General features: G+C 67.5%; 16 protein-coding genes and 4 tRNA genes. 5 read left to right on the top strand and 15 right to left on the bottom strand.

The features are described from left to right. The first annotated feature begins 94 nt into the window (after positions 1-94). Complete coding sequence (locus EZ313_RS18440; RefSeq protein WP_135264782.1) at positions 95-484, top strand: hypothetical protein; 390 nt, start codon at positions 95-97, stop codon at positions 482-484. Positions 485-488: 4 nt separating this feature from the next. Here EZ313_RS18440 and fumC read toward each other — a convergent pair whose 3' ends face one another. Continuing rightward, a complete protein-coding gene (gene fumC / locus EZ313_RS18435; protein WP_135264781.1) occupies positions 489-1,877 on the bottom strand; it encodes a class II fumarate hydratase in 1,389 nt (462 codons plus the stop codon). A 101-nt stretch (positions 1,878-1,978) separates the two neighbouring features. Between fumC and dmeF the strand changes: the two genes are divergently transcribed. Beyond that, positions 1,979-2,989 carry a CDF family Co(II)/Ni(II) efflux transporter DmeF gene (dmeF, locus tag EZ313_RS18430; RefSeq protein ID WP_135264780.1) on the top strand — a complete coding sequence of 337 codons (1,011 nt, stop codon included), beginning with the start codon at positions 1,979-1,981 and terminating at the stop codon, positions 2,987-2,989. An 84-nt stretch (positions 2,990-3,073) separates the two neighbouring features. Next, a complete protein-coding gene (locus tag EZ313_RS18425; RefSeq protein ID WP_135264779.1) occupies positions 3,074-3,346 on the top strand; it encodes a DUF4242 domain-containing protein in 273 nt (90 codons plus the stop codon). Between the two features lie 37 nt (positions 3,347-3,383). Here the strand turns inward: EZ313_RS18425 and EZ313_RS18420 are convergent, their stop codons facing one another. Beyond that, positions 3,384-4,427, bottom strand: a complete 1,044-nt coding sequence (locus tag EZ313_RS18420; RefSeq protein ID WP_135264778.1) for an MBL fold metallo-hydrolase — start codon at positions 4,425-4,427, stop codon at positions 3,384-3,386. A 13-nt stretch (positions 4,428-4,440) separates the two neighbouring features. Beyond that, positions 4,441-5,100: a peroxiredoxin gene (locus EZ313_RS18415; RefSeq protein WP_135264777.1), complete on the bottom strand. Its 660-nt coding sequence runs from the start codon at positions 5,098-5,100 to the stop codon at positions 4,441-4,443. Positions 5,101-5,241: 141 nt separating this feature from the next. On the opposite strand from EZ313_RS18415, the gene EZ313_RS18410 reads away from it, so the two are divergent. After that, positions 5,242-6,795 carry a fumarate hydratase gene (locus EZ313_RS18410; protein WP_135264776.1) on the top strand — a complete coding sequence of 518 codons (1,554 nt, stop codon included), beginning with the start codon at positions 5,242-5,244 and terminating at the stop codon, positions 6,793-6,795. 13 nt (positions 6,796-6,808) lie between these two features. Here the strand turns inward: EZ313_RS18410 and EZ313_RS18405 are convergent, their stop codons facing one another. The 12 genes from EZ313_RS18405 to EZ313_RS18350 all read right to left on the bottom strand — a co-directional run bounded on the left by EZ313_RS18405 (position 6,809) and on the right by EZ313_RS18350 (position 19,817). After that, positions 6,809-8,146: an MFS transporter gene (locus tag EZ313_RS18405; RefSeq protein ID WP_135264775.1), complete on the bottom strand. Its 1,338-nt coding sequence runs from the start codon at positions 8,144-8,146 to the stop codon at positions 6,809-6,811. A 55-nt stretch (positions 8,147-8,201) separates the two neighbouring features. Further along, positions 8,202-8,828, bottom strand: a complete 627-nt coding sequence (locus EZ313_RS18400) for a DUF6806 family protein (protein ID WP_135264774.1) — start codon at positions 8,826-8,828, stop codon at positions 8,202-8,204. Between the two features lie 54 nt (positions 8,829-8,882). Next, positions 8,883-8,974 (bottom strand) — tRNA-Leu (locus tag EZ313_RS18395). 59 nt (positions 8,975-9,033) lie between these two features. Continuing rightward, positions 9,034-9,107: transfer RNA gene (locus EZ313_RS18390), tRNA-Cys, on the bottom strand. 62 nt (positions 9,108-9,169) lie between these two features. Beyond that, positions 9,170-9,245, bottom strand: a tRNA-Gly gene (locus EZ313_RS18385). Positions 9,246-9,303: 58 nt separating this feature from the next. Further along, complete coding sequence (gene lon, locus EZ313_RS18380) at positions 9,304-11,730, bottom strand: endopeptidase La (RefSeq protein ID WP_135264773.1); 2,427 nt, start codon at positions 11,728-11,730, stop codon at positions 9,304-9,306. Positions 11,731-11,850: 120 nt separating this feature from the next. Further along, entirely contained in the window at positions 11,851-13,116 is a 1,266-nt protein-coding gene (gene clpX, locus EZ313_RS18375; protein WP_135264772.1) for an ATP-dependent Clp protease ATP-binding subunit ClpX, read from the bottom strand. A gap of 130 nt (positions 13,117-13,246) precedes the next feature. Then, positions 13,247-13,855, bottom strand: coding sequence for an ATP-dependent Clp endopeptidase proteolytic subunit ClpP (clpP, locus tag EZ313_RS18370; RefSeq protein ID WP_135264771.1), 609 nt, complete (start codon positions 13,853-13,855; stop codon positions 13,247-13,249). A 118-nt stretch (positions 13,856-13,973) separates the two neighbouring features. Beyond that, on the bottom strand, positions 13,974-15,284 hold the full coding sequence (gene tig, locus EZ313_RS18365) for a trigger factor (RefSeq protein WP_135264770.1): 1,311 nt from the start codon (positions 15,282-15,284) through the stop codon (positions 13,974-13,976). Between the two features lie 25 nt (positions 15,285-15,309). Next, positions 15,310-15,396, bottom strand: a tRNA-Leu gene (locus EZ313_RS18360). Positions 15,397-15,505: 109 nt separating this feature from the next. Further along, positions 15,506-18,643: an efflux RND transporter permease subunit gene (locus tag EZ313_RS18355; protein WP_135264769.1), complete on the bottom strand. Its 3,138-nt coding sequence runs from the start codon at positions 18,641-18,643 to the stop codon at positions 15,506-15,508. A 7-nt stretch (positions 18,644-18,650) separates the two neighbouring features. Beyond that, complete coding sequence (locus EZ313_RS18350; protein ID WP_135264768.1) at positions 18,651-19,817, bottom strand: efflux RND transporter periplasmic adaptor subunit; 1,167 nt, start codon at positions 19,815-19,817, stop codon at positions 18,651-18,653. Positions 19,818-19,909: 92 nt separating this feature from the next. Here EZ313_RS18350 and hpnC point away from each other — a divergent pair, with 92 nt between their 5' ends. Further along, positions 19,910-20,758, top strand: coding sequence for a squalene synthase HpnC (hpnC, locus tag EZ313_RS18345; RefSeq protein ID WP_135264767.1), 849 nt, complete (start codon positions 19,910-19,912; stop codon positions 20,756-20,758). Positions 20,759-20,767 lie beyond the last annotated feature (9 nt).

The raw sequence follows: 20,767 nt of genomic DNA, 5'->3' as shown, positions 1-20,767 counted from the left end.
CACAACGGCGCCTTCGGGCGCCGTTGTCGTTTGCGCGCGCGGAACCCTGCCGTGCCGCCGCGGGTCCATGGATCAGACGAACCGGGAGAACGCCATGCTGATCGCCGTCTGGGCCGTGGGCCTGCTGCTGCTGGTGCTGTGGACCGCCACGATGTGGGTGTCGTGGCTGGGCTGGACGATGCTGGCCGCCTTGCCCTGGTCGCAGGTCAGCGAACGGATCCGCGAGATCCAGTTGCCGCCAGCGCTCGAAGCGTGGCTGGGCACCGCCTGGCGCGAGTGGCTCGAGGCGGCCGCGCCGATGGTCGAGTGGGCCATCCGCATGCTGCAGGGCTCGGCCGGCTGGCTGGAAGACCTGATGCCCGCGGTGCTGCTGGTCGTCTGGGGCGTGGGCGTCTTCACGCTGCTGCTGCTGACCGCGCTCGTCGCGGTCCTCGTCGGCTGGTTGCGCGAGCGGCGCCGGGCCGAACGCGCCCGGCCCGCGTGAGCGCTCAGCGCGGGCCGACCATGTCTCCGGGCCGCACCCACTGGTCGAACTGCTCGGCAGTCACGTAACCCGTGGCCAACGCCGCCTCGCGCAAGGTCGTGCCCTCCTTGTGCGCCTTCTTGGCGATCTGCGCCGCCTTGTCGTAGCCTATGTGCGGGTTGAGCGCGGTCACCAGCATCAGCGACCGGTCGACCAGCTCCGTGATGCGCTCGCGGTTCGGCTCTATGCCCACGGCGCAGTGGTCGTTGAAGCTGTTCATGCCGTCGGCCAGCAGCCGCACGCTTTGCAGGAAGTTGTGGGCGATCATGGGCCGGAAGACATTGAGCTCGAAGTTGCCCGACGCGCCGCCGAAGTTGATCGCGACGTCGTTGCCGAACACCTGGCAGCACAGCATGGTCAGCGCCTCGCTCTGCGTCGGATTCACCTTGCCCGGCATGATCGAAGAGCCGGGCTCGTTCTCCGGAATCGAGAGCTCGCCGATGCCGCTGCGCGGGCCGCTGGCCAGCCAGCGGATGTCGTTGGCGATCTTCATCAGGCTGGCCGCGAGCGTCTTGAGCGCGCCGTGCGCATGCACCAGCGCATCGGCCGCGGCCATCACCTCGAACTTGTTCGGCGCCGTGACGAATGGAAGCCCGGTGAGCCGCGCCAGCTCCTGCGCCACCTTCTCCGCGTAGCCGGGAGGTGCGTTCAGCCCCGTGCCCACCGCGGTACCGCCCAGCGCCAGCTCGCACAGGTGGGGAAGGCTGGCGTGCAGGTGGCGGTCGGATTGTTCGAGCTGCGCCACGTAGCCGGAGAACTCCTGGCCGAGCGTGAGCGGCGTCGCATCCTGCAGATGGGTGCGCCCGATCTTCACGATGTCGCGAAAAGCCTCGCTCTTGTCGGCGAGCGTGCCCTTCAGCTTCTGCAGCGCGGGCAGCAGCTTGTTGCGGATCGCGTCCACCGCCGCAACGTGCATGGCGGTGGGGAACACGTCGTTCGACGACTGGCTGCGGTTGACGTCGTCGTTGGGATGGATCAGCCGGGCCTCGCCGCGCGCGCCGCCCAGCAGCTCGCTGGCGCGATTGGCCAGGACCTCGTTGACGTTCATGTTGCTCTGCGTGCCCGAGCCCGTCTGCCAGACCACGAGCGGAAATTCATCGTCATGCCGCCCGCCGAGCACTTCGTCCGCCGCCGCGATGATGGCCGAGGCCTTGCGGTCATCCATCAGCCCGAGCAGGTGATTGGCCACGGCCGAGGCGCGCTTGACCTGTACCAAGGCGCGGATCAACTCGCGCGGCTGACGCTCGCCCGAGATCGCGAAGTTCTGCAGCGAGCGCTGCGTCTGCGCGCCCCAAAGGCGCTCGGCCGGAACTTCGATCGGCCCGAAGGTGTCTTTCTCGATGCGGCTGGGCATGGCGGTGTCCGGTGATGCACTGAGTTTCACCGTACCAGAGTTGCGCCCGGCTGTGTCTGCGTGACCTCGCGCGGGCGGGAGCCCGGATAATCGGGCAGCTTATGCACACGCATGACCTGAGCGAGTGGCGCCACGAGCACGTGTTCGACCGCGGCAATGCCCGCGCCGAGAGCGGCACCCGGCTCGTCGTCTGGCTGACGGCCCTGACGATGGCCGCGGAGATCGCGGCCGGCTGGTTCTACAACTCGATGGCGCTGCTGGCCGACGGCTTTCACATGAGCACGCATGCGCTCGCCATCGGGCTGAGTGCGTTCGCCTATGCGGCGGCGCGGCGTCATGCCGGGGATGACCGCTTTGCTTTCGGTACCTGGAAGATCGAGGTGCTCGGTGGCTTCACGAGCGCGGTCCTGTTGCTTGCGGTGGCGGCGCTCATGCTCGCCGGTTCCGTGGAACGGCTGCTCTCGCCGGAACCGATCGCGTACGGGGAAGCGATCGCCGTCGCGGCTCTGGGGCTGGTCGTGAACATTGCTTCGGCGTTCATCCTCGGCAAGGCGCACCGCCACGATCACGGCCATGCGCACGAGCACCTTGCGCACGAGCAATCGGCGCACGAGCACGATGGCCACGAGCATCTGCATGGCGATGATCCCCATCACCACGAGGATCTGAACCTGAAGTCCGCGTACCTGCACGTCGTGACCGATGCCGCAACGTCGGTGCTGGCCATCATCGCGCTGCTGGGCGGCTGGCTCTGGGGCTGGGCCTGGCTCGACCCGCTGATGGGCATCTTCGGCGCCGCCTTCGTGGCCCTGTGGGCCAAGGGGCTGATCGTGCAGACCGGCAAGGTGCTACTCGACCGCGAGATGGACCATCCCGTCGTCGACGGCATCCGGCGCGCGGTCGAGACGAACGGCCGGGACAGCGGCACGAGCATCGTCGACCTGCACGTCTGGCGCGTGGGACGCTCCGCCTACTCCTGCGCCCTCACGGCGGTGACGAACGACGCCACCCTGACGGCCGACACCGTCCGCGGCTGGATGTCGGCACACACGGACGTGGCGCATTCCACCATCGAGATCCACGTTCGGGCTTGGCATCCGGCTGCCCGCTGAGCAGTGCTGCAGCGCACGCAATGTGCGTCTTGGCTTTTGGCAGTTGCGAACCATACTTGCCGCCCAACCACCAAGGACACCGCCATGCCCAAGTACGTCATCGAGCGCGAGATCCCGAATGCCGGCAAGCTGTCGCCCCAGGAGCTCCAGGCGGTCGCCCAGAAATCCTGCGACGTGCTGCGCAGCATGGGGCCGCGCGTGAACTGGCAACAGAGCTACGTCACGGACGACAAGGTCTACTGCGTCTACATCGCGGACAGCGAGAAGGACGTGCTAGAGCATGCCGAGAAGGGCGGCTTCCCGGCCAACCGCATCTCGCGCGTGAGCGCCGTGATCGACGGCGCGACGGCCGTCTAGCCCGACGGCGGCTCCAGTTCGGTGGCGCCCGGCGCACTCAGTGCCGTACGGGCGCCGACTCGAGGGGATAACCCGCCTCGCGCCAGGCCTTCATCCCGCCATCCAGCGCCACCGCGCGCTGGAAGCCCATCTCCCGCAGCGTCGCCGCCGCCAGCGTGGAGATGCGGCCGAACTCGCAGCAGGTGACGATGCGGCTGGTGGGATCGGGCAACTCCTCGTTCACCCGCAACTCCAGCTGCCCGCGCGGCAGGAGCCTAGCGCCGGGGATGTGCCCCGCCTCCCAGGCTTCGCGCTCACGAACGTCCAGGACGATCAGTTCGTCATCGCGGGCGCCGATCCGCTGCTGCAACTGCTGCATGGACATGAAGGGCACGGTCGCCGCCGCCTCGGCCAGCATCTGCGCCACGGTCTTGCCGCCGCTGAGGTTGGTGCGCAGCGCTTCGGTGATGTGGTCGGGCATGGCCAGGTTGAGGCTGGACATCAGCTCGATGAACGCTTCGCGCTCCCGCACCTGCAGGCGCGGGTTGCTCGCCAGCTCCTGGCCGAGGGTCGTGTGATCGCGCCCCTTGTACTCGTGGGCCGGGAAAACCAGCGTGGCCGGATCGAGCCGCAGCAGCTTGCCGAACAGGCTGTCGTACAGCGCCGAAGAGTCCCCTGTCGGCAGGTCCGTGCGGCCGGTGCCGCCGATCAACAAGGTATCGCCCGTGAAGACGCGGTCCGCGACGTGCAGGCACATCGAATCCCGCGTATGGCCCGGCGTGTGCAGCACCTGCAGGCGCAGCTTGCCGACGATCACCATGTCGCCGTCATCCACCCGCATGTCCACGGTGGGCACCGTGCTCTGGCGGTGCATGACCACGGGCGCGTCCACCTTGCGCGCCAGCTGCTTGCCGGCCGAAAAGTGGTCGGCATGCGTGTGCGTGTCGATCACGTAGCGTATGCGCAGGCCATCGCGCGCGGCGAGCGCGAGGTAGCGATCGACCTGGCTGGCCTCGGGATCGATCACCGCGGCCGCGCAGGTGTCCGGGCAACCGACCAGGTAGGACCGGCAGCCGCCCGCGGCGACCTGCTCGAACAGCATGGCGGCTCCCGCGTCAGCGCGGCTGGCCGACAACGCGCAGATACGGCTTGACCGTCTTCCAGCCGCCCGGGAACAGCTTCTTCGCTTCCTCGTCGGAGACCGAGCTGGCGATGATGACGTCTTCGCCCTGCTTCCAGTTGGCCGGGGTGGCCACCCTGTGCTTGGCCGTCATCTGGATCGAGTCGATCACGCGAAGGATCTCGTCGAAGTTGCGGCCCGTGGTCATGGGATAGGCCAGCATCATCTTGATGCGCTTGTCCGGGCCGATCACGAACACGGTGCGAACCGTCTGGTTGGTGACGGGCGTGCGGCCCTCGGAAGTGCCGGTCTCCTCGGCGGGCAGCATGTTGTACAGCTTGGAGACGGCCAGGTCGCGGTCCGCGATGATCGGATAGTTGACCTTGGCGCCCTGGGTCTCCTCGATGTCCCCCAGCCAGCGCTGGTGGCTGTCCACTGGATCGACGCTCAGGCCGATGAGCCTGGCGTTGCGCTTGGTGAACTCGGGCTCGATGCGCGCCATGTAGCCCAGCTCGGTGGTGCACACGGGCGTGAAGTCCTTCGGATGCGAGAACAGGATCGCCCAGCCGTCGCCGATCCACTCGTGGAAGTTGATGGGGCCCTTGGTCGTTTCGGCCTTGAAGTCGGGCGCCACGTCGTTGATGCGCAGGGTCATGGTTGTCTCCTCTCGAGGAGCGGGCGTCGCCGCGGAAGGAACATGATGCGGCGCGCGCTCGAGACGCGTCAAGGCTCGCACGCGCGGCCACCACTGTGCGGATGGGATAATCGCAGGCTGCGCCTTGGAAGCTCAACAGACATGCCGACCACCATCAAGCAAGCCGACCTGATCGAATCCATCTCGGCCGCGCTGCAGTACATCAGCTACTACCACCCCGCCGACTACATCACGCATCTCGCGCGCGCCTACGAGCGCGAGCAGAGCCCCGCGGCCAAGGACGCGATCGCGCAGATCCTGACCAACAGCAAGATGAGCGCGACCGGGCATCGGCCGATCTGCCAGGACACCGGCATCGTCAACGTGTTCCTCAAGGTCGGGATGGACGTGCGCTTCGAGGGCTTCACCGGCAGCGTGGAAGACGCGGTGAACGAAGGCGTGCGCCGCGGCTACAACCATCCTGACAACACGCTGCGCGCCAGCGTGGTGGCCGATCCGCAGTTCGCCCGCAAGAACACCAGGGACAACACACCGGCGGTGATCTTCACGGAGCTGGTGCCGGGCGACAAAGTCGATGTCACGGTCGCGGCCAAGGGCGGCGGCAGCGAGAACAAGAGCAAGATGGTGATGCTCAACCCGAGCGACTCGGTCGTCGACTGGGTGTTGAAGACGGTGCCCACCATGGGCGCGGGCTGGTGCCCTCCCGGCATGCTGGGCATCGGCATCGGCGGCACCGCCGAGAAGGCGGTCCTGATGGCCAAGGAAAGCCTGATGGACGACCTCGACATGTACGAGCTGCAGGCCAGGGCGGCGAAGGGCGAGAAGCTCACGCAGGTCGAGGAGCTACGCCTGGAGCTGTTCGAGAAAGTGAACGCGCTGGGCATCGGCGCGCAGGGCCTGGGCGGCCTCACGACCGTGCTGGACGTCAAGATCAAGATGTACCCGACGCACGCGGCCAGCAAGCCGGTGGCGATGATCCCCAACTGCGCGGCGACGCGCCACGCGCACTTCGTGCTGGATGGCTCCGGCCCTGTGTACCTCGAGGCGCCCAGCCTGGACCTCTGGCCCAAGGTCGAGTGGATGCCCGACACGCAGAAGAGCCGCCGCGTCGACCTGGACACGCTCACGCGCGAGGAAGTCGCCGGCTGGAAGCCGGGCGAAACGCTGCTTCTCAACGGCAAGATGCTCACCGGCCGCGACGCCGCGCACAAGCGCATCCAGGACATGCTGGCCAAGTGCGAGAAGCTGCCGGTGGACTTCACCAACCGCGTCATCTACTACGTCGGCCCCGTCGATCCCGTGCGCGATGAAGCGGTCGGCCCCGCGGGCCCGACGACCTCGACGCGCATGGACAAGTTCACCGACATGATGCTGGCCCGGACCGGGCTGATCGCGATGATCGGCAAGGCCGAGCGCGGCCCGGCGGCCATCGAGGCGATCAAGAAGCACCGCTCCGCCTACCTCATGGCAGTGGGCGGCGCGGCCTACCTGGTGAGCAAGGCGATCAAGAAGGCCCGCGTGGTCGGCTTCGAGGACCTCGGCATGGAAGCGATCTACGAGTTCGACGTCGTCGACATGCCGGTGACGGTGGCGGTGGACGCCGGCGGCACCAGCGCCCACATCACCGGTCCGGCCGAGTGGAGCAAGCGCATCGCCACGGGCGAGTTCAAGAAGATCCCGGTCGCGGCCGCCTGACCGGGCGCGCGCTTCAGGCGGGCGCGAGCCGCCCGTCTTCCAGCGGCTGTTCGTCCGCCTCCGAGGCAGCGAGGCGGCCGCGCTGCACATCCACTTTCGCGAGCAGCACCAGGCCCACGATGAAGAGCGCGGTCGTGGACAGGATCGCGGTGCGCTGGTTGCCGCCGGTCGCCCAGGTGATCGCGCCGTACGACAGCGGCCCGACGATGCTCGCGAACCGGATCGCGAAAGTCCACAGGCCGAAGAACTCGGCCGACTGCCGCTTCGGCGCGAACATGCCGGCCATCGCGCGCCCCGCCGACTGGCTGGAGCCCATGCACAGGCCGGCGATCGCGGCGGCCCACCAGAAGCCGCCCTTGGTCGTGGTCAGGGCCGCGATGACGCACGTGGCGATCCAGCCCACGAGAGTGCTGCCCAGGGCCAGCTTGTGCCCGATGCGGTCCTGCAGGTACCCCCACGCGAAGGCGCCGCCTGCGGCCGCGAGGTTGAGCACGAAGATCAGCACCATCGTCTCCTGCGGCTGGAAGCCGATCACCTGCTCCGCGTAGATCGCGGCCAGCGTCACGGCCACCGCCACTCCACCCTGGTAGAACACGGCGCACGCCATCAGCCACATGAAGTCGCGGTAGCGGCGCGCCTGCCGGAAGGTCTGGCGCAGCTGCTGCAGCGAGGCGCGCAGGCCGCCCTGCCGCAGCGCCTGCGGATTGGGCTGCGCACGTTCGCGCAGCAGCCGAAAGGTGACGAGCGCCGCCAGCCCGTAGATCGCGGCCGTCACCAGCATGGTCACGGGCACGAACCGCTGCGCGGGGATGCCCCGCGCCTGCGCCGACAGCACGTATGCCAGGCAGATGCCCAGCGCCAGCATCCCGCCAAAGTAGCCGAAGCCCCAGCCCCATCCACTGACCTTGCCCAGCGCGTGCGGCCGCGCCAGCTCCGGCAGGAAGGCCGCGGTCAGCGACTCGCCATAGCTGTAGAAGGTATTGGAGACGATGATCAGCAACATCGCGAGCGCGACGGACCCAGGCTGGGCCAGCGCGAGCGCGGCGGTGCTCACCACGCAGGCCGCCGTGACCACCATCAGCAGTTTCTTCTTGGCCGCCCGCAGGTCCGCATACGCGCCGAGGCTGGGCATGGTGAGCATCACGATCGCATAGGAGATCGAGAGCGCCGCCGTCCACGCGAAGGTGGCCCAGGGCGCCTTGCCCGCGATGCCGCCGACGAAGTACGCGGCGAAGACCGCGGTGATCACGACGGTGGTGTAGCCCGAGTTGGCGAAGTCGTACATCGCCCAGCCGAACACCTCGCGCCTGCGCACGCCGGGGTTCAGCGCGTCCTGCGGGAACAAGGCCATGGGCTCGCCTCCTCCAGAAAAAACGCGGCCACCGGGGCCGCGTCGTCATCGTCCTTCAATGCAGGTGGCGCGGCCGTCGACCGCCGCCATGGCTGCCTCCGCTGCCGCCGCCGCGCGGGGGCTTGCCGATCTCGAGCGAACTCACCAGCGCGTCGAAGCGCTGCGAGAACAGCTTGTCGATCTCGGCCACCACGCCGCCCAGCTCCTGGGTGTCGAAGTGGCGCTCCATCAGGTTCACCACGTCCTCGACCAGCAGGTCGCGCTGCACCTGCATGATGGCCGCCGGCGTCGGGCCGACGAACAGCATGATGAAGTCGTCGCGCGACTCGGCCTCGGGCGGCTCCTCTTCCTCGTCGAACTCGGCGTCGTAGAAGGTGACCTCGATGGCCGCGCCCTGCTCGGCCAGCTCGTTGAGGCTCATGCACATGTCGTCCAGCGACTGGCGGAAGTCCATGTCCCCGCCGACCGTCCAGCACATGGTGAGCAGGTGCTCCTGCGCGTCGAACTTGATGCCCGGCTCTTCCTCGTAAGCGCTCTCGGCGCCGTCGGCCAGCGACTTGGCCCCGGCGTACTTCCACAGGGGCTTGAGCGCCTCTTGCAGCTGGGCGTAGGTAACGTCGGCGCGCAGCGGCACGTCGCCATGGACGTGGATCTCGAAGGGGGCGTTGTCGTAGTTCGCCATGTGCTGTCCGCCTATGCGCTGTATCCGGCGGCCTGTCCGCGCGTGCCTGGTGCCTGGTGCCTCGAACCGGGCTCGAACCGGTACGCCGCCTTGCAGCAAGCGGCGGATTTTAAGTCCGCTGTGTCTACCAATTTCACCATCGAGGCCGGCGGTTCACTGTACGCCAAAAAGCAAACAGCCCCGGCGCGGGGCACGGGGCTGTGGGTGGAGGCGCGTACCGGAGTCGAACCGATCTAAACGGATTTGCAATCCGCTGCATAACCGCTTTGCTAACGCGCCGTGTCTCGGATCCCTTCGAGCGAAAAAGGGAAGCCTGGGCTTCCCTTTTCGCGTTCAGAAACTGGAGCGGGAGACGAGTCTCGAACTCGCGACCTCAACCTTGGCAAGGTTGCGCTCTACCAACTGAGCTACTCCCGCGTAAGCCCGCCATTATAGGGCCAATTTCGAGGCCCTCTTTCGGCCCGGCGAAAAAATCTCAGTGCTTCACCGAGGCCGGCACCGCGGGCGCGCCATCGGGCGTGGTGCTCGCGGCGGCGGGCTGCGGTTCGTCCTCCGGCAGCGGCGTGGCCTGCCGCTCGAGCGCCACTTCCAGCACGCGGTCGATCCACTTGACCGGCACGATCTCCAGGCCGTTCTTCACGTTCTCCGGGATGTCCTGCAGGTCCTTGGTGTTCTCTTCCGGGATCAGCACCGTCTTGATGCCGCCGCGCAGGGCCGCGAGCAGCTTCTCCTTCAGCCCGCCGATCGCGGTGACCTCGCCACGCAGCGTGATCTCGCCGGTCATCGCGACTTCGCTGCGCACCGGGATGCCGGTGAGCGCCGAGACGATCGCGGTGGTCATCGCGATGCCCGCGCTTGGGCCGTCCTTGGGCGTCGCGCCATCGGGCACGTGGATGTGCATGTCCTTCTTCTCGAACACTTCGTCCGGGATGCCCAGGCGCCGCGAGCGGCTGCGCACCACCGTGCGCGCGGCCTCCACCGACTCCTTCATCACGTCGCCCAGCGAGCCGGTGCGCAGGATGTTGCCCTTGCCGGGCATGAGCGCCGCCTCGATGGTGAGCAGGTCGCCGCCCACCTCGGTCCACGCGAGGCCGACCACCTGGCCGACCTGGTTCTGCTTCTCGGCGCGGCCGTAGGTGTGCTTGCGGACGCCGAGGAAGTCGTTGAGGTTTTCCGCGCTGACGACCACCTTGGGCGTCATCTTCTTCAACTGCAGGCCCTTGACCACCTTGCGGCAGATCTTGGACAGCTCGCGCTCGAGCGAACGCACGCCCGCCTCGCGCGTGTAGTAGCGGACGATGTCGCGGATGGCGTCTTCGGTGACCTCGAGTTCGTTGTCCTTCACGCCGTTGTTCTTCATCTGCTTGGGCAGCAGGTACTTGATGGCGATGTTGGTCTTCTCGTCCTCGGTGTAGCCCGAGAGGCGGATCACTTCCATCCGGTCCAGCAGCGCGGGCGGGATGTTCATCGAGTTCGACGTCGCGACGAACATCACGTCCGACAGGTCGAAGTCGACCTCGACGTAGTGGTCGCTGAAGGTGTGGTTCTGCTCCGGGTCCAGCACTTCCAGCAGCGCGCTGGAGGGGTCGCCGCGGAAGTCGGTGCCGAGCTTGTCGATCTCGTCCAGCAGGAACAGCGGGTTGCGCGTGCCCACCTTGGACAGCGACTGCAGCACCTTGCCCGGCAGCGCGCCGATGTAGGTGCGGCGGTGGCCGCGGATCTCCGCCTCGTCGCGCATGCCGCCTAGCGCCATGCGCACGTACTTGCGGCCGGTGGCCTTGGCCACCGATTGCCCCAGCGACGTCTTGCCCACGCCCGGCGGGCCCACGAGGCACAGGATCGGGGCCTTCACCTTGTCCACGCGCTGCTGCACCGCGAGGTACTCGAGGATGCGGTCCTTGACCTTCTCGAGGCCGTAATGGTCTTCGTTGAGCACGTCCTCGGCATGGGCCAGGTTGTGCTTGATCTTCGTGCGCTTGCTCCACGGCAAGCTGGTGAGCACGTCGATGTAGTTGCGCACCACGGTGGCCTCGGCCGACATGGGCGACATCAGCTTGAGCTTCTTGAGCTCGCCCTCGGCCTTCTTCAGGGCGTCCTTGGGCATCTTGGCCGACTTGATCTTCTTCTCGATCTCCTCGATGTCGGCGCCCTCTTCGCCCTCGCCCAGCTCCTTCTGGATGGCCTTGACCTGCTCGTTGAGGTAGAAGTCGCGCTGGTTCTTCTCCATCTGGCGCTTCACGCGCGAGCGGATCTTCTTGTCGACGTTGAGGATGTCGACCTCGCGCTCGATCTGCTCGAACAGGTTCTCCAGCCGCGCCTTGATGTCGGCCAGGTCCAGCACGATCTGCTTGTTGTCCAGCTTCAGCGGCAGGTGCGCGGCGATGGTGTCCGCCAGCCGGCCCGCGTCGTCGATGCTGGAGATGGACGTGAGGATCTCCGGCGGGATCTTCTTGTTCAACTTCACGTACTGGTCGAACTGCTGCATCACCGCGCGGCGCAGCGCCTCGATCTCGCTGGACTTGGCGTCCTGCTCGGCAGGATCGACCGGCGTGACGTTGGCTAGGAAGTGGGCCTCGCCCTCGTCGATCCTGTTCACCCGGGCGCGCTGCTGGCCTTCGACCAGCACCTTCACCGTGCCGTCGGGCAGCTTGAGCATCTGCAGGATGGTGGAGACGCAGCCCACCTCGAACATGTCGTTGACGGAAGGCTCGTCCTTGGCGGCCGCCTTCTGCGCCACCAGCATGATGCGGCGCTCGGCCTCCATCGCGGCCTCGAGGGCCTTGATGCTCTTGGGCCGGCCGACGAACAGCGGGATGACCATGTGGGGGAACACCACCACGTCGCGCAGCGGCAGCAGCGGCAGCTCGATCGGGGTGGCGGGAAGCGGGACGTGTCCGGACATGAGGATCCTTGTGTTACCTGGCGCAGATGGCCCGGAAATGCGGATTTTCAACCCGTCCGCCGGCGCGGTGGGCGCCGGGGGTGGGAAGAAAAGGTCGAGTCAACGGGAAAACGGGGGAGTTCAGGCCTTCTTGGCCGCTTCCCGGTACACCAGCAGCGGCGGCTTGCTCTCTTCGATGGTGGACTCGTCCACCACGACCTTGTCCACGTTCGAGGTGTTGGGCAGCTCGAACATGGTGTCGATCAACGACTGCTCCAGGATGGAGCGCAGCCCCCGCGCGCCGGTCTTGCGGGCCAGGGCCTTGCGGGCGATGGCGCGCAGCGCGCTGGGACGGATCTCGAGGTCGACGCCTTCCATGGCCAGCAGCTTGGCGTACTGCTTGACCAGGGCGTTCTTCGGCTCGGTCAGGATCTGGACCAGCGCCTCTTCCGACAGCTCGGCCAGCGTGGCGACCACCGGCATGCGGCCGACCAGCTCGGGGATGAGGCCGAACTTGATCAGGTCCTCCGGCTCGACTTCGCGGAAGACGTCCGTGAGGCTGCGCTGGGCCTTGCTCTTGACCGCCGCGCCAAAGCCGATGCCCGAGCCTTCGGTGCGCTGCTCGATCACCTTCTCCAGCCCGGCGAAGGCGCCGCCGCAGATGAACAGGATGTTGGTGGTGTCGATCTGCAGGAAATCCTGGTTCGGGTGCTTGCGGCCGCCCTGCGGCGGCACGCTGGCCATGGTGCCTTCGATCAGCTTCAGCAGGGCCTGCTGCACACCCTCGCCCGACACGTCCCGCGTGATGCTGGGGTTGTCGGACTTGCGCGAGATCTTGTCGATCTCGTCGATGTACACGATGCCTCGCTGGGCGCGCTCCACCTCGTAGTTGCAGCTCTGGAGCAGCTTCTGGATGATGTTCTCGACGTCCTCGCCCACGTAGCCCGCTTCGGTCAGCGTGGTGGCGTCGGCCATGACGAACGGAACGTCGAGCATGCGCGCCAGCGTCTGGGCCAGCAGGGTCTTGCCCGAGCCGGTGGGGCCGATCAGGAGGATGTTGCTCTTGGTGAGCTCGACGTCGTCCTTCTTGGCCTTGTCCTTGTGGCGCAGCCGCTTGTAGTGGTTGTACACGGCCACCGACAGAGCGCGCTTGGCCGCCTCCTGCCCGATGACGTAGTTGTCCAGGTTGGCCTTGATCTCGGTGGGCGTGGGCAGGTCGCCGCGCGCCTCGCGCTGCTCCTCACCCGCGGGAAGCTCGTCGCGGATGATCTCGTTGCAAAGGTCGATGCACTCGTCGCAGATGAAGACAGATGGGCCTGCGATGAGCTTCTTCACCTCGTGCTGGCTCTTCCCGCAAAACGAGCAGTAAAGCGTTTTCTCGCTGGATGAGCCCTTCTTGTCGGCCATGGGGGTGCGCTTTCCGTCGCGTGGAATTTCAATGATAACCAAAGGTCCCGCGGCGCCTCCTGTCAGTGGAGACGCCGTTGCTCTACCGCAACCGGGCGTGCAAGGGCGTCGGTGAAAGCGGAAGGGGCGCTCAGGGCCGCTTGGCGATGACCTGGTCGACGAGGCCGTATTCCCTGCCCTCTTCGGCCGACAGGAAGTAGTCGCGCTCGGTGTCGCGCTCGATGCGCTCGAGCGGCTGGCCGGTCTTGTCCGCCAGGATCTTGTTCAGCAGCGCCCGGGTCTTGAGGATGTCCTTGGCGTGGATCTCGATGTCGGTGGCCTGGCCCTGCATGCCGCCCAGGGGCTGGTGGATCATGATCTTCGAATGCGGCAGCGAGAAGCGCTTGCCCTTCGCCCCGGCGGCCAGCAGGAAGGCGCCCATGCTGGCGGCCATGCCGGTGCACAGCGTGGACACGTCCGGCTTGATGAAGTTCATGGTGTCGTAGATCGCCATGCCGGCGCTCACGCTGCCGCCCGGGGAGTTGATGTAGAACGAGATGTCCTTGTCGGGGTTCTCGCTCTCGAGGAACAGCAGTTGCGCCACCACCAGGTTGGCCGTCTGGTCGTTGACCGGGCCGACCAGGAACACCACGCGCTCCTTGAGCAGGCGCGAATAGATGTCGTAGGACCGCTCGCCGCGGCCGGACTGCTCGATGACCATCGGGATCATGCCGAGGCCCTGGGTGTCTAGTGAGCTCATTGGGGGAATCTCTGAAGTGCGGCTCTTACTGTAGCCAAAAAAGACATGGGGCCTGCGCGCCGGACTGCAAGTCCCGGCACCAGGCCCCGGCGTTTGTGACGGCTCCGAGCCGCCCTCGTCAGCCCTGCCCCATCAGCTCGTCGAAGGAGATCTGCTTGTCCTTGACCTGGGCCTTGGAGAGCACGAACTCCGTGACGTTGTTCTCGATGACGACGGCCTCGACCTCCGCGAGGCGGCGGTTGTCGCTGTAGTACCAGCGCACCACCTCGGCCGGCTTCTCGTAGCTGGCGGACAACTCTTCCACGTGCGCGCGGATCTGCTCCGGCTTGGCCTGCAGGTTGTTGGCGCGAACGAGTTCGGCCACCACCAGGCCCAGTCGCACGCGGCGCTCGGCCTGCGGGCGGAACAGGTCGTCGGGGATCGGCGCCTTGTCGGCGTCCTTCACGCCACGCTGCTTCAGGTCGGCGCGCGCGCCTTCGACCATGCGGTCCATCTCGGCCTGCACGCTGCTCTTGGGCAGGTCGAGCTCGGCCTTCGAGACCAGCGCGTCCATCACGGCGTTCTTGTTGCGCGCCAGCAGGCGGAACTTGACCTCGCGCTCCAGGTTCTTCTTGATGTCGGCGCGCAGGCCTTCCACGGTCCCTTCGGCGATGCCCAGCGACTTGGCCAGGTCCTCGTTCACCTCCGGCAGTTTCGCGGCCTCGATCTTCTTGACGGTCACCAGAAAATCGGCCGTCTTCCCGGCCACGTCCTTGCCGTGGTAGTCGGCCGGGAAGGCCAGCGGGAAGGTCTTGCTCTCGCCGGACTTCATGCCGCGCACGGCGTCCTCGAACTCCTTGAGCATCTGGCCCTCGCCGACCAGGAACTGGAAGTCCTCGGCCTTGCCGCCCTGGAACGTCTCGCCGTCGATCTTGCCTTCGAAGTCCACGGTGACACGGTCGCCGTCCTGCGCCGACGCGTCCTGCGCGCGCTGCGCGAAGGTGCGGCGCTGCTTGCGCAGGATGTCCAGCGTCTTGTCGATGGCGGCATCGCTCACCTCGGCGGAGAGCTTCTCCACTTCGGCGGTGGACAGGTCGCCGATCTTGACGTCGGGGAACACCTCGAAGATCGCATCGAAGGCCAGCTGGCCCTCGGGCGCTTCCTGCTTCTCGGTGATCTTCGGCTGGCCGGCGACGCGCAGCTTGGCTTCGTTGGCCGCCTGGGCGAAGGCCTCGCCCACCTTGTCGTTCATCACCTCGTAGTGCACCGAGTAGCCGTAGCGCTGCGCCACCACGTTGATCGGCACCTTGCCGGGACGGAAGCCGTCCATCTTGACGGTGCGCGCCAGGCGCTTGAGGCGGGAGTCGACTTCGGACTTGATCGCGTCGGCGGGCAGCGTCAGCGTGATCTTGCGTTCGAGCTTGTCGAGGGTTTCAACGTTCACGGCCATGGTGGGTCTCTAGAGGTTTCAATCGTGGTGCGCGGGGTCGGACTCGAACCGACACGCCGGTGAAGGCGTCAGGACCTAAACCTGGTGCGTCTACCAATTTCGCCACCCGCGCGGTCCAAAAGCAGGGCGGGCGGCCCGGAATGGAACACCGGCCGCCCGCCCGAATTCGGTCAGTCCGCGATTTTAAACCCTAGGCGGGCACCGGCTCGGCCCGCAGAGGCTCAGCCGCCGGGGCGCTTCACGCGGAACCAGGCCGCGTACATCGCCGGCAGCGCCAGCAGGGTGAGCACGGTGGCGACGATCAGCCCGCCCATGATCGCGACCGCCATCGGCCCCCAGAACACGGACCGCGAGAGCGGAATCATCGCCAGCACCGCGGCCGCCGCCGTCAGCACGATCGGCCGCAGCCTTCGCACCGCCGATTCGACGATGGCCTCCCACGCCGGCACGCCGCGGCTGCGGTCCTGCTCGATCTGGTCGATCAGGATCACCGAGTTGCGCTGGATCATCCCCATGAGCGCGATCACGCCCAGCAGCGCCACGAAGCCGAACGGCCGATCCAGCACCAGCAGCGCGCCCGCCACGCCCGCGATGCCCAGCGGGCCGGTCAGGAAGACCAGCATGGCGCGGCTGAAGCTATGCAGCTGCAGCATCAGCAGCGTGAAGGTGATGAACAGCATGACGGGAACGCCCGCCGAGATCGACGAAGAGCCCTTGGAGCTCTCCTCCACCGCACCCGCCACCTGGATCTGGTAGCCCGGCGTCCACTTCTTCTCCAGCTCGCGCAGTTGGGGCAGCAGCTCATTCGTGACGGTTGCGCCCTGCAGGCCTTCGACGATGTCGCTCTGCACCGTGATCGCGTAGCTGCGGCCCTCGCGCCACATCACGCCCGGCTCCCAGGTGAACACCGGCTTGGCGATCTGCGTCAGCGGGATCGACTTGCCCGACGCAGTCGGCAGGTAGGCGTTGCCAATGTCGGTGATCGCGTTGCGCTCGTCCAGCGGCTGGCGCAGCACGATGTCGATCAGCTTGTCGCCTTCGCGGTACTGCCCCACCGGCGTGCCGGACAGGATGGTGCGCGAGGCCTGCGCGATGGACTGGCTGGTGACGCCCAGGGTGCGGGCCTTGGCCTGGTCGATCTCCAGCCGCAGCACCTTCACCGCCTCGTTCCAGTTGTCGTTGACGCCGCGCGTGTTGGGGCTGGCGCGCATCGCTTCCTTCACCTGGTCCGCGTAGCCGCGCAGCACCGCCGGGTCGGTTCCGACCACGCGGAACATCACCGGATACGGAACCGGCGGGCCGTTGGGCAGCAGCGTGACGCGGCCTCGCACCTCCGGGAACTCGGTCGCCAGCAGCGCGGGCAGCGCGACCCGCAGCTTCTCGCGCGTCTTCAGGTCCTGCGGCATCACGATCAGCTGCGACACGTTGGTCTGCGGGAAGACCTGGTCCAGCGGCAGGTAGAAGCGCGGCACGCCCGAGCCCACCCAGGTACTGACCGTCGTAACGCCGGACTCACGCTTCAGGCGCGCTTCGACCCGCCTGGCCACTTCCTCGTTCGCGGTGAACGACGTGCCCTCGGGCGACCACAGCGCGACGAGGATCTCCGGCCGGCTCGAATCCGGGAAGAACTGCTGCTGCACCTTGCCCATGCCCACGATGCCCAGCGCGAACACCAGCAGCGTCGCACCGATCGTGAGCCAGCGGTGTTCCACGCACCAGTCCACCGTGCGGCGGAACGTGCGATAGAACGGCGTGTCGAAATGCTCGTGGTGCTCGCTGGACACGGGCTTGGCCTTGAGCAGCAGCGTGCCGAGGTAAGGCACGAAGTAGACCGAGACGAACCAGCTGAGCACCAGCGCGATCACCGTCACGGCGAAGATGGCGAACGTGTACTCGCCCACCGTGGAGCGGGCCATGCCGATCGGCAGGAAGCCGGTGGCGGTGATCAGCGTGCCGGTGAGCATCGGCATCGCGGTGACCTCATACGCGAAGGTGGCGGCCCGGACCTTGTCGTAGCCCTCCTCCATCTTCCGCACCATCATCTCGACCGCGATGATGGCGTCGTCCACCAGCAGGCCCAGCGCGATGATCAGCGAGCCCAGCGAGATCTTGTGCAGCCCGATGCCCCAGTAATTCATGGCCAGGAAGGTGACGGCCAGCACCAGCGGGATGGTGATGCCGACCACCAGGCCGGGGCGCATGTCCACGTACCAGCGCTTCCACAGCGGCAGCGCGGCGGCGTTCGGGCGCTTGTGCAGGCCCAGGGCGATGAAGCTCACGGCCAGCACGATGATCACCGCCTCGACCAGCACCCGCACGAACTCGTTGACCGACGTGGCCACCGCGCGCGGCTGGTCCTGAACCTGCACCAGTCGGACGCCCGCGGGCAGTCCGTCCTCGATGCGGTTGAACGCGGCGCGCAGCGACTGGCCCAGCTCGATGATGTCGCCGCCCTTGGTCATCGACACGCCCAGCGCGATCACTTCCTGCCCGTCGTGGCGGACTTTCACCAGCGGCGGATCCACGTAGGCCCGCTTGATCTCCGCGATGTCGCCCAGCTTGAGCTGGTTGCCGGAGCTGCCGCGGATCGGCATCGCCGTAAGCTGATCGACTGCCTGGAACTGGCCGCCCACGCGCACCTGCACTACGTCCAGCGGCGTCTGCACGGCGCCGGCCGGCTCCACCGCGTTCTGCTGCCCGAGCTGGGCGAGCACCTGGTTCAGGTCGAGGCCCAGCTGGGCCAGCCGCTTCTGCGAGACCTCGACGTAGAGCTTCTCGTCCTGCACGCCGAACAGTTCGACCTTGGCGACGTCGGGCACGCGCAGCAGCTGCTGGCGCACGTCGTCGGCGAAGGTCTTGAGTTCGGCGTAGCTGAAGCCCGCATCGGCCTTGAGCGCGTAGATCACGCCGTAGACGTCGCCGAATTCGTCGTTGAAGAACGGCCCCTGGATGCCCGCGGGCAGCGTCTGGCGCATGTCGCCGATCTTCTTGCGCACCGTGTACCAGACGTTGGCGACCTCGGAGGGCTTCGACGAGTCCTTGATCTGGAAAATGATCTGCGACTCGCCCGGCTTGGAGTAGCTGCGGATGATGTCGGCGTACGGCACCTCCTGCAGCGTCCGCTCGATCCTGTCCGTCACCTGCTCGGCCACCTGTTGCGCCGTCGCGCCGGGCCAGTTCGTGCGCACCACCATCGCGCGGAAGGTGAACGGCGGGTCTTCGTCCTGCCCCAGCTGGAAGTAGGCGGCGAAGCCCAGCACCATCAGCACCACCATCAGGTAGCGCGTGAGCGCCGGGTGCTCCAGGGCCCAGCGCGAGAGATTGAAGCCGCGCGCGGGCGGCGTGTCGTCGTCCCTCATGGCCGCCTCACTTGGTCGTGACCGGCCGCGCCGCGGCGGCGGTGATCGAGGCGCTGTCCGCCTGCGTGGCGACGCCATTCGGCGAGCCTGCGCGCTCTTCGTAGATGCGCACCTTCTGCCCCGGCGCGAGCACATGCACGCCCGCGGAGACCACCAGCGTGCCGGGCTCCAGCCCGCCCGCGACCACGGCTTCGTTGCCGTCCGCGGTGGCGATCCGGATCGGCTGCGAGCGAACCGTCATGCTCGAGCGATCGAGCACCCACACGGCCGTTTCCCGCCCGTCCTGCCGCAGCGCGCTGGTCGGCAGCTTGATCACCTGCGTGCCGGCCTGGCTGAGCGACTGCGGTGACACGTAGGCGGTCGCGCCCAGCGGCGGCTGGACCGAAGCTTCGAGCGACACCTTCACGGGATACGTGCGGGTGACGGGATCGGCGGTGGCGGCGATTTCGCGGACCTTGCCCGACACGCTCTCGCCATTGGCCCAGACGCGCACGCGTACCTCGGAGCCCGGGCGGATCGCGGTCACCTTGTCCTCGGGCACGGCGAACACCACGTCGCGCGGGCCGTCCTGCGCGATGCGCACCACGGGCGCGCCGGAGCTCACCACCTGGCCGGGTTCCGCCTCGATGGCGGTGATCACGCCGGACACGTCCGCAACCAGCCGCGTGTAGCCGGCCTGGTTGGATTGCGTCGTGAGTTGCGCCTGCGCCTGCTCCAGCTGCGCCTGGGCCGCCTTCAGCGTGCTCTCGCGCCGCTCCAGTTCCGCGCCGCTGATGAAGTTCTGGTCGCGCAGGGTCGCATAGCGCTTGAAGTCCGCCGCGGCCAGGTCGCGGTTGGTCGTGGCCGCCGCCACCTGCGCACGGGCGGCGTCCGCCGCCAGGCGGTAGTCCTGCGGATCGAGCTGCGCGAGCACCTGCCCGGGCCGCACGCGCTGGCCGACTTCGGCCTGTCGCTGGACGATCTTCCCGGCGACGCGGAACCCCAGGCGCGATTCGAGGCGCGGCCGCACCTCGCCCGCGAATTCGTAGGCCGAACCGTAGGTGCTGGTCCCCACGGTCACGACCTTGACCGAGCGGATGGGTTCGGGCGCGGGCTCCGGCCTGGAGCAGGCCGCGAGGGTGGCTGCGAGCAGCAGCGGCAACAGCAGCCGCGGGCGGGCGGTAGGCAGGCGCATAGGTGGAATCCCGGGGAGAAGCGTTGCTAATGACTGACTGGTTAGTAATCTAAGTGCAACCTCCGGCCCTTGTCAAGCGAGAATCCGGCCCCGTGACTGCTCTGCACCGGGCCCGGCCCGTCGACCATTACGAGAACTTTCCGGTCGCTTCCTGGCTGTGCCCGCCGCGCCTGCGGCCCGCCGTCGCCGCCATCTACTGGTTCGCACGGACCGCGGATGACCTGGCGGATGAGGGCGATGCCTCACCGCAAAACAGGCTTGATGAGCTGGCTGCGTACCGCGCGGATTTGCATGCCATCGCAGCCGGCCGCCCGCCTTCGGACCGCTGGCCTGCGGTCTTCGGCCCCCTCGCGCGTGCCTTGGCCGAATGGCAACTGCCCGTCTCCGCGCTCCTCGACCTCCTGAGTGCCTTCGAGCAGGACGTGGTGAAGACGCGCGACGGCGCCGGCTATGCGGACCGGGCGGAACTGCTGGACTACTGCCGGCGCTCCGCCAATCCCGTCGGACGTCTGATGCTGCACCTCTATGGCGTCTCGGACGCGACGTCCCTCGCCCGCAGCGACGCGGTCTGCACCGCGCTGCAGCTGATCAACTTCTGGCAGGACGTCGGGCAGGACCTTGCGCGCGGCCGCCGCTACCTGCCCGATGCGGACTGCCTCGAACACGGCGTCGATCCGATCGCGCCCGCTGCGTCGCCCGCAGCGCAACGCGCGGCGTTGCTGGAAGCCGAATGCGCGTGGGCCCGCGGCCTGATGCTCGAAGGCGCGCCGCTCGTGCATCGGGTGCCGGGCCGCGCGGGATGGGAGCTGCGAGCCGTGGTGCAAGGCGGCCTGCGCATCCTGGACAGGATCGAAGCCCTCGGCTTCGACACCTTCCGGCACCGGCCCAGGCTCGGGCCGCTCGACGTTCTCGTCATCGGGGCGCGCATGGTGCGGATGTGACAATCGCCC

It is taken from the genome of Ramlibacter henchirensis, from assembly GCF_004682015.1.
In the GTDB taxonomy this organism is placed as follows: Bacteria; Pseudomonadota; Gammaproteobacteria; order Burkholderiales; family Burkholderiaceae_C; genus Ramlibacter; species Ramlibacter henchirensis.
The sequence above is the reverse complement of the archived record's forward strand: the minus strand, read 5'-3'. Positions and strand labels throughout refer to the sequence as shown.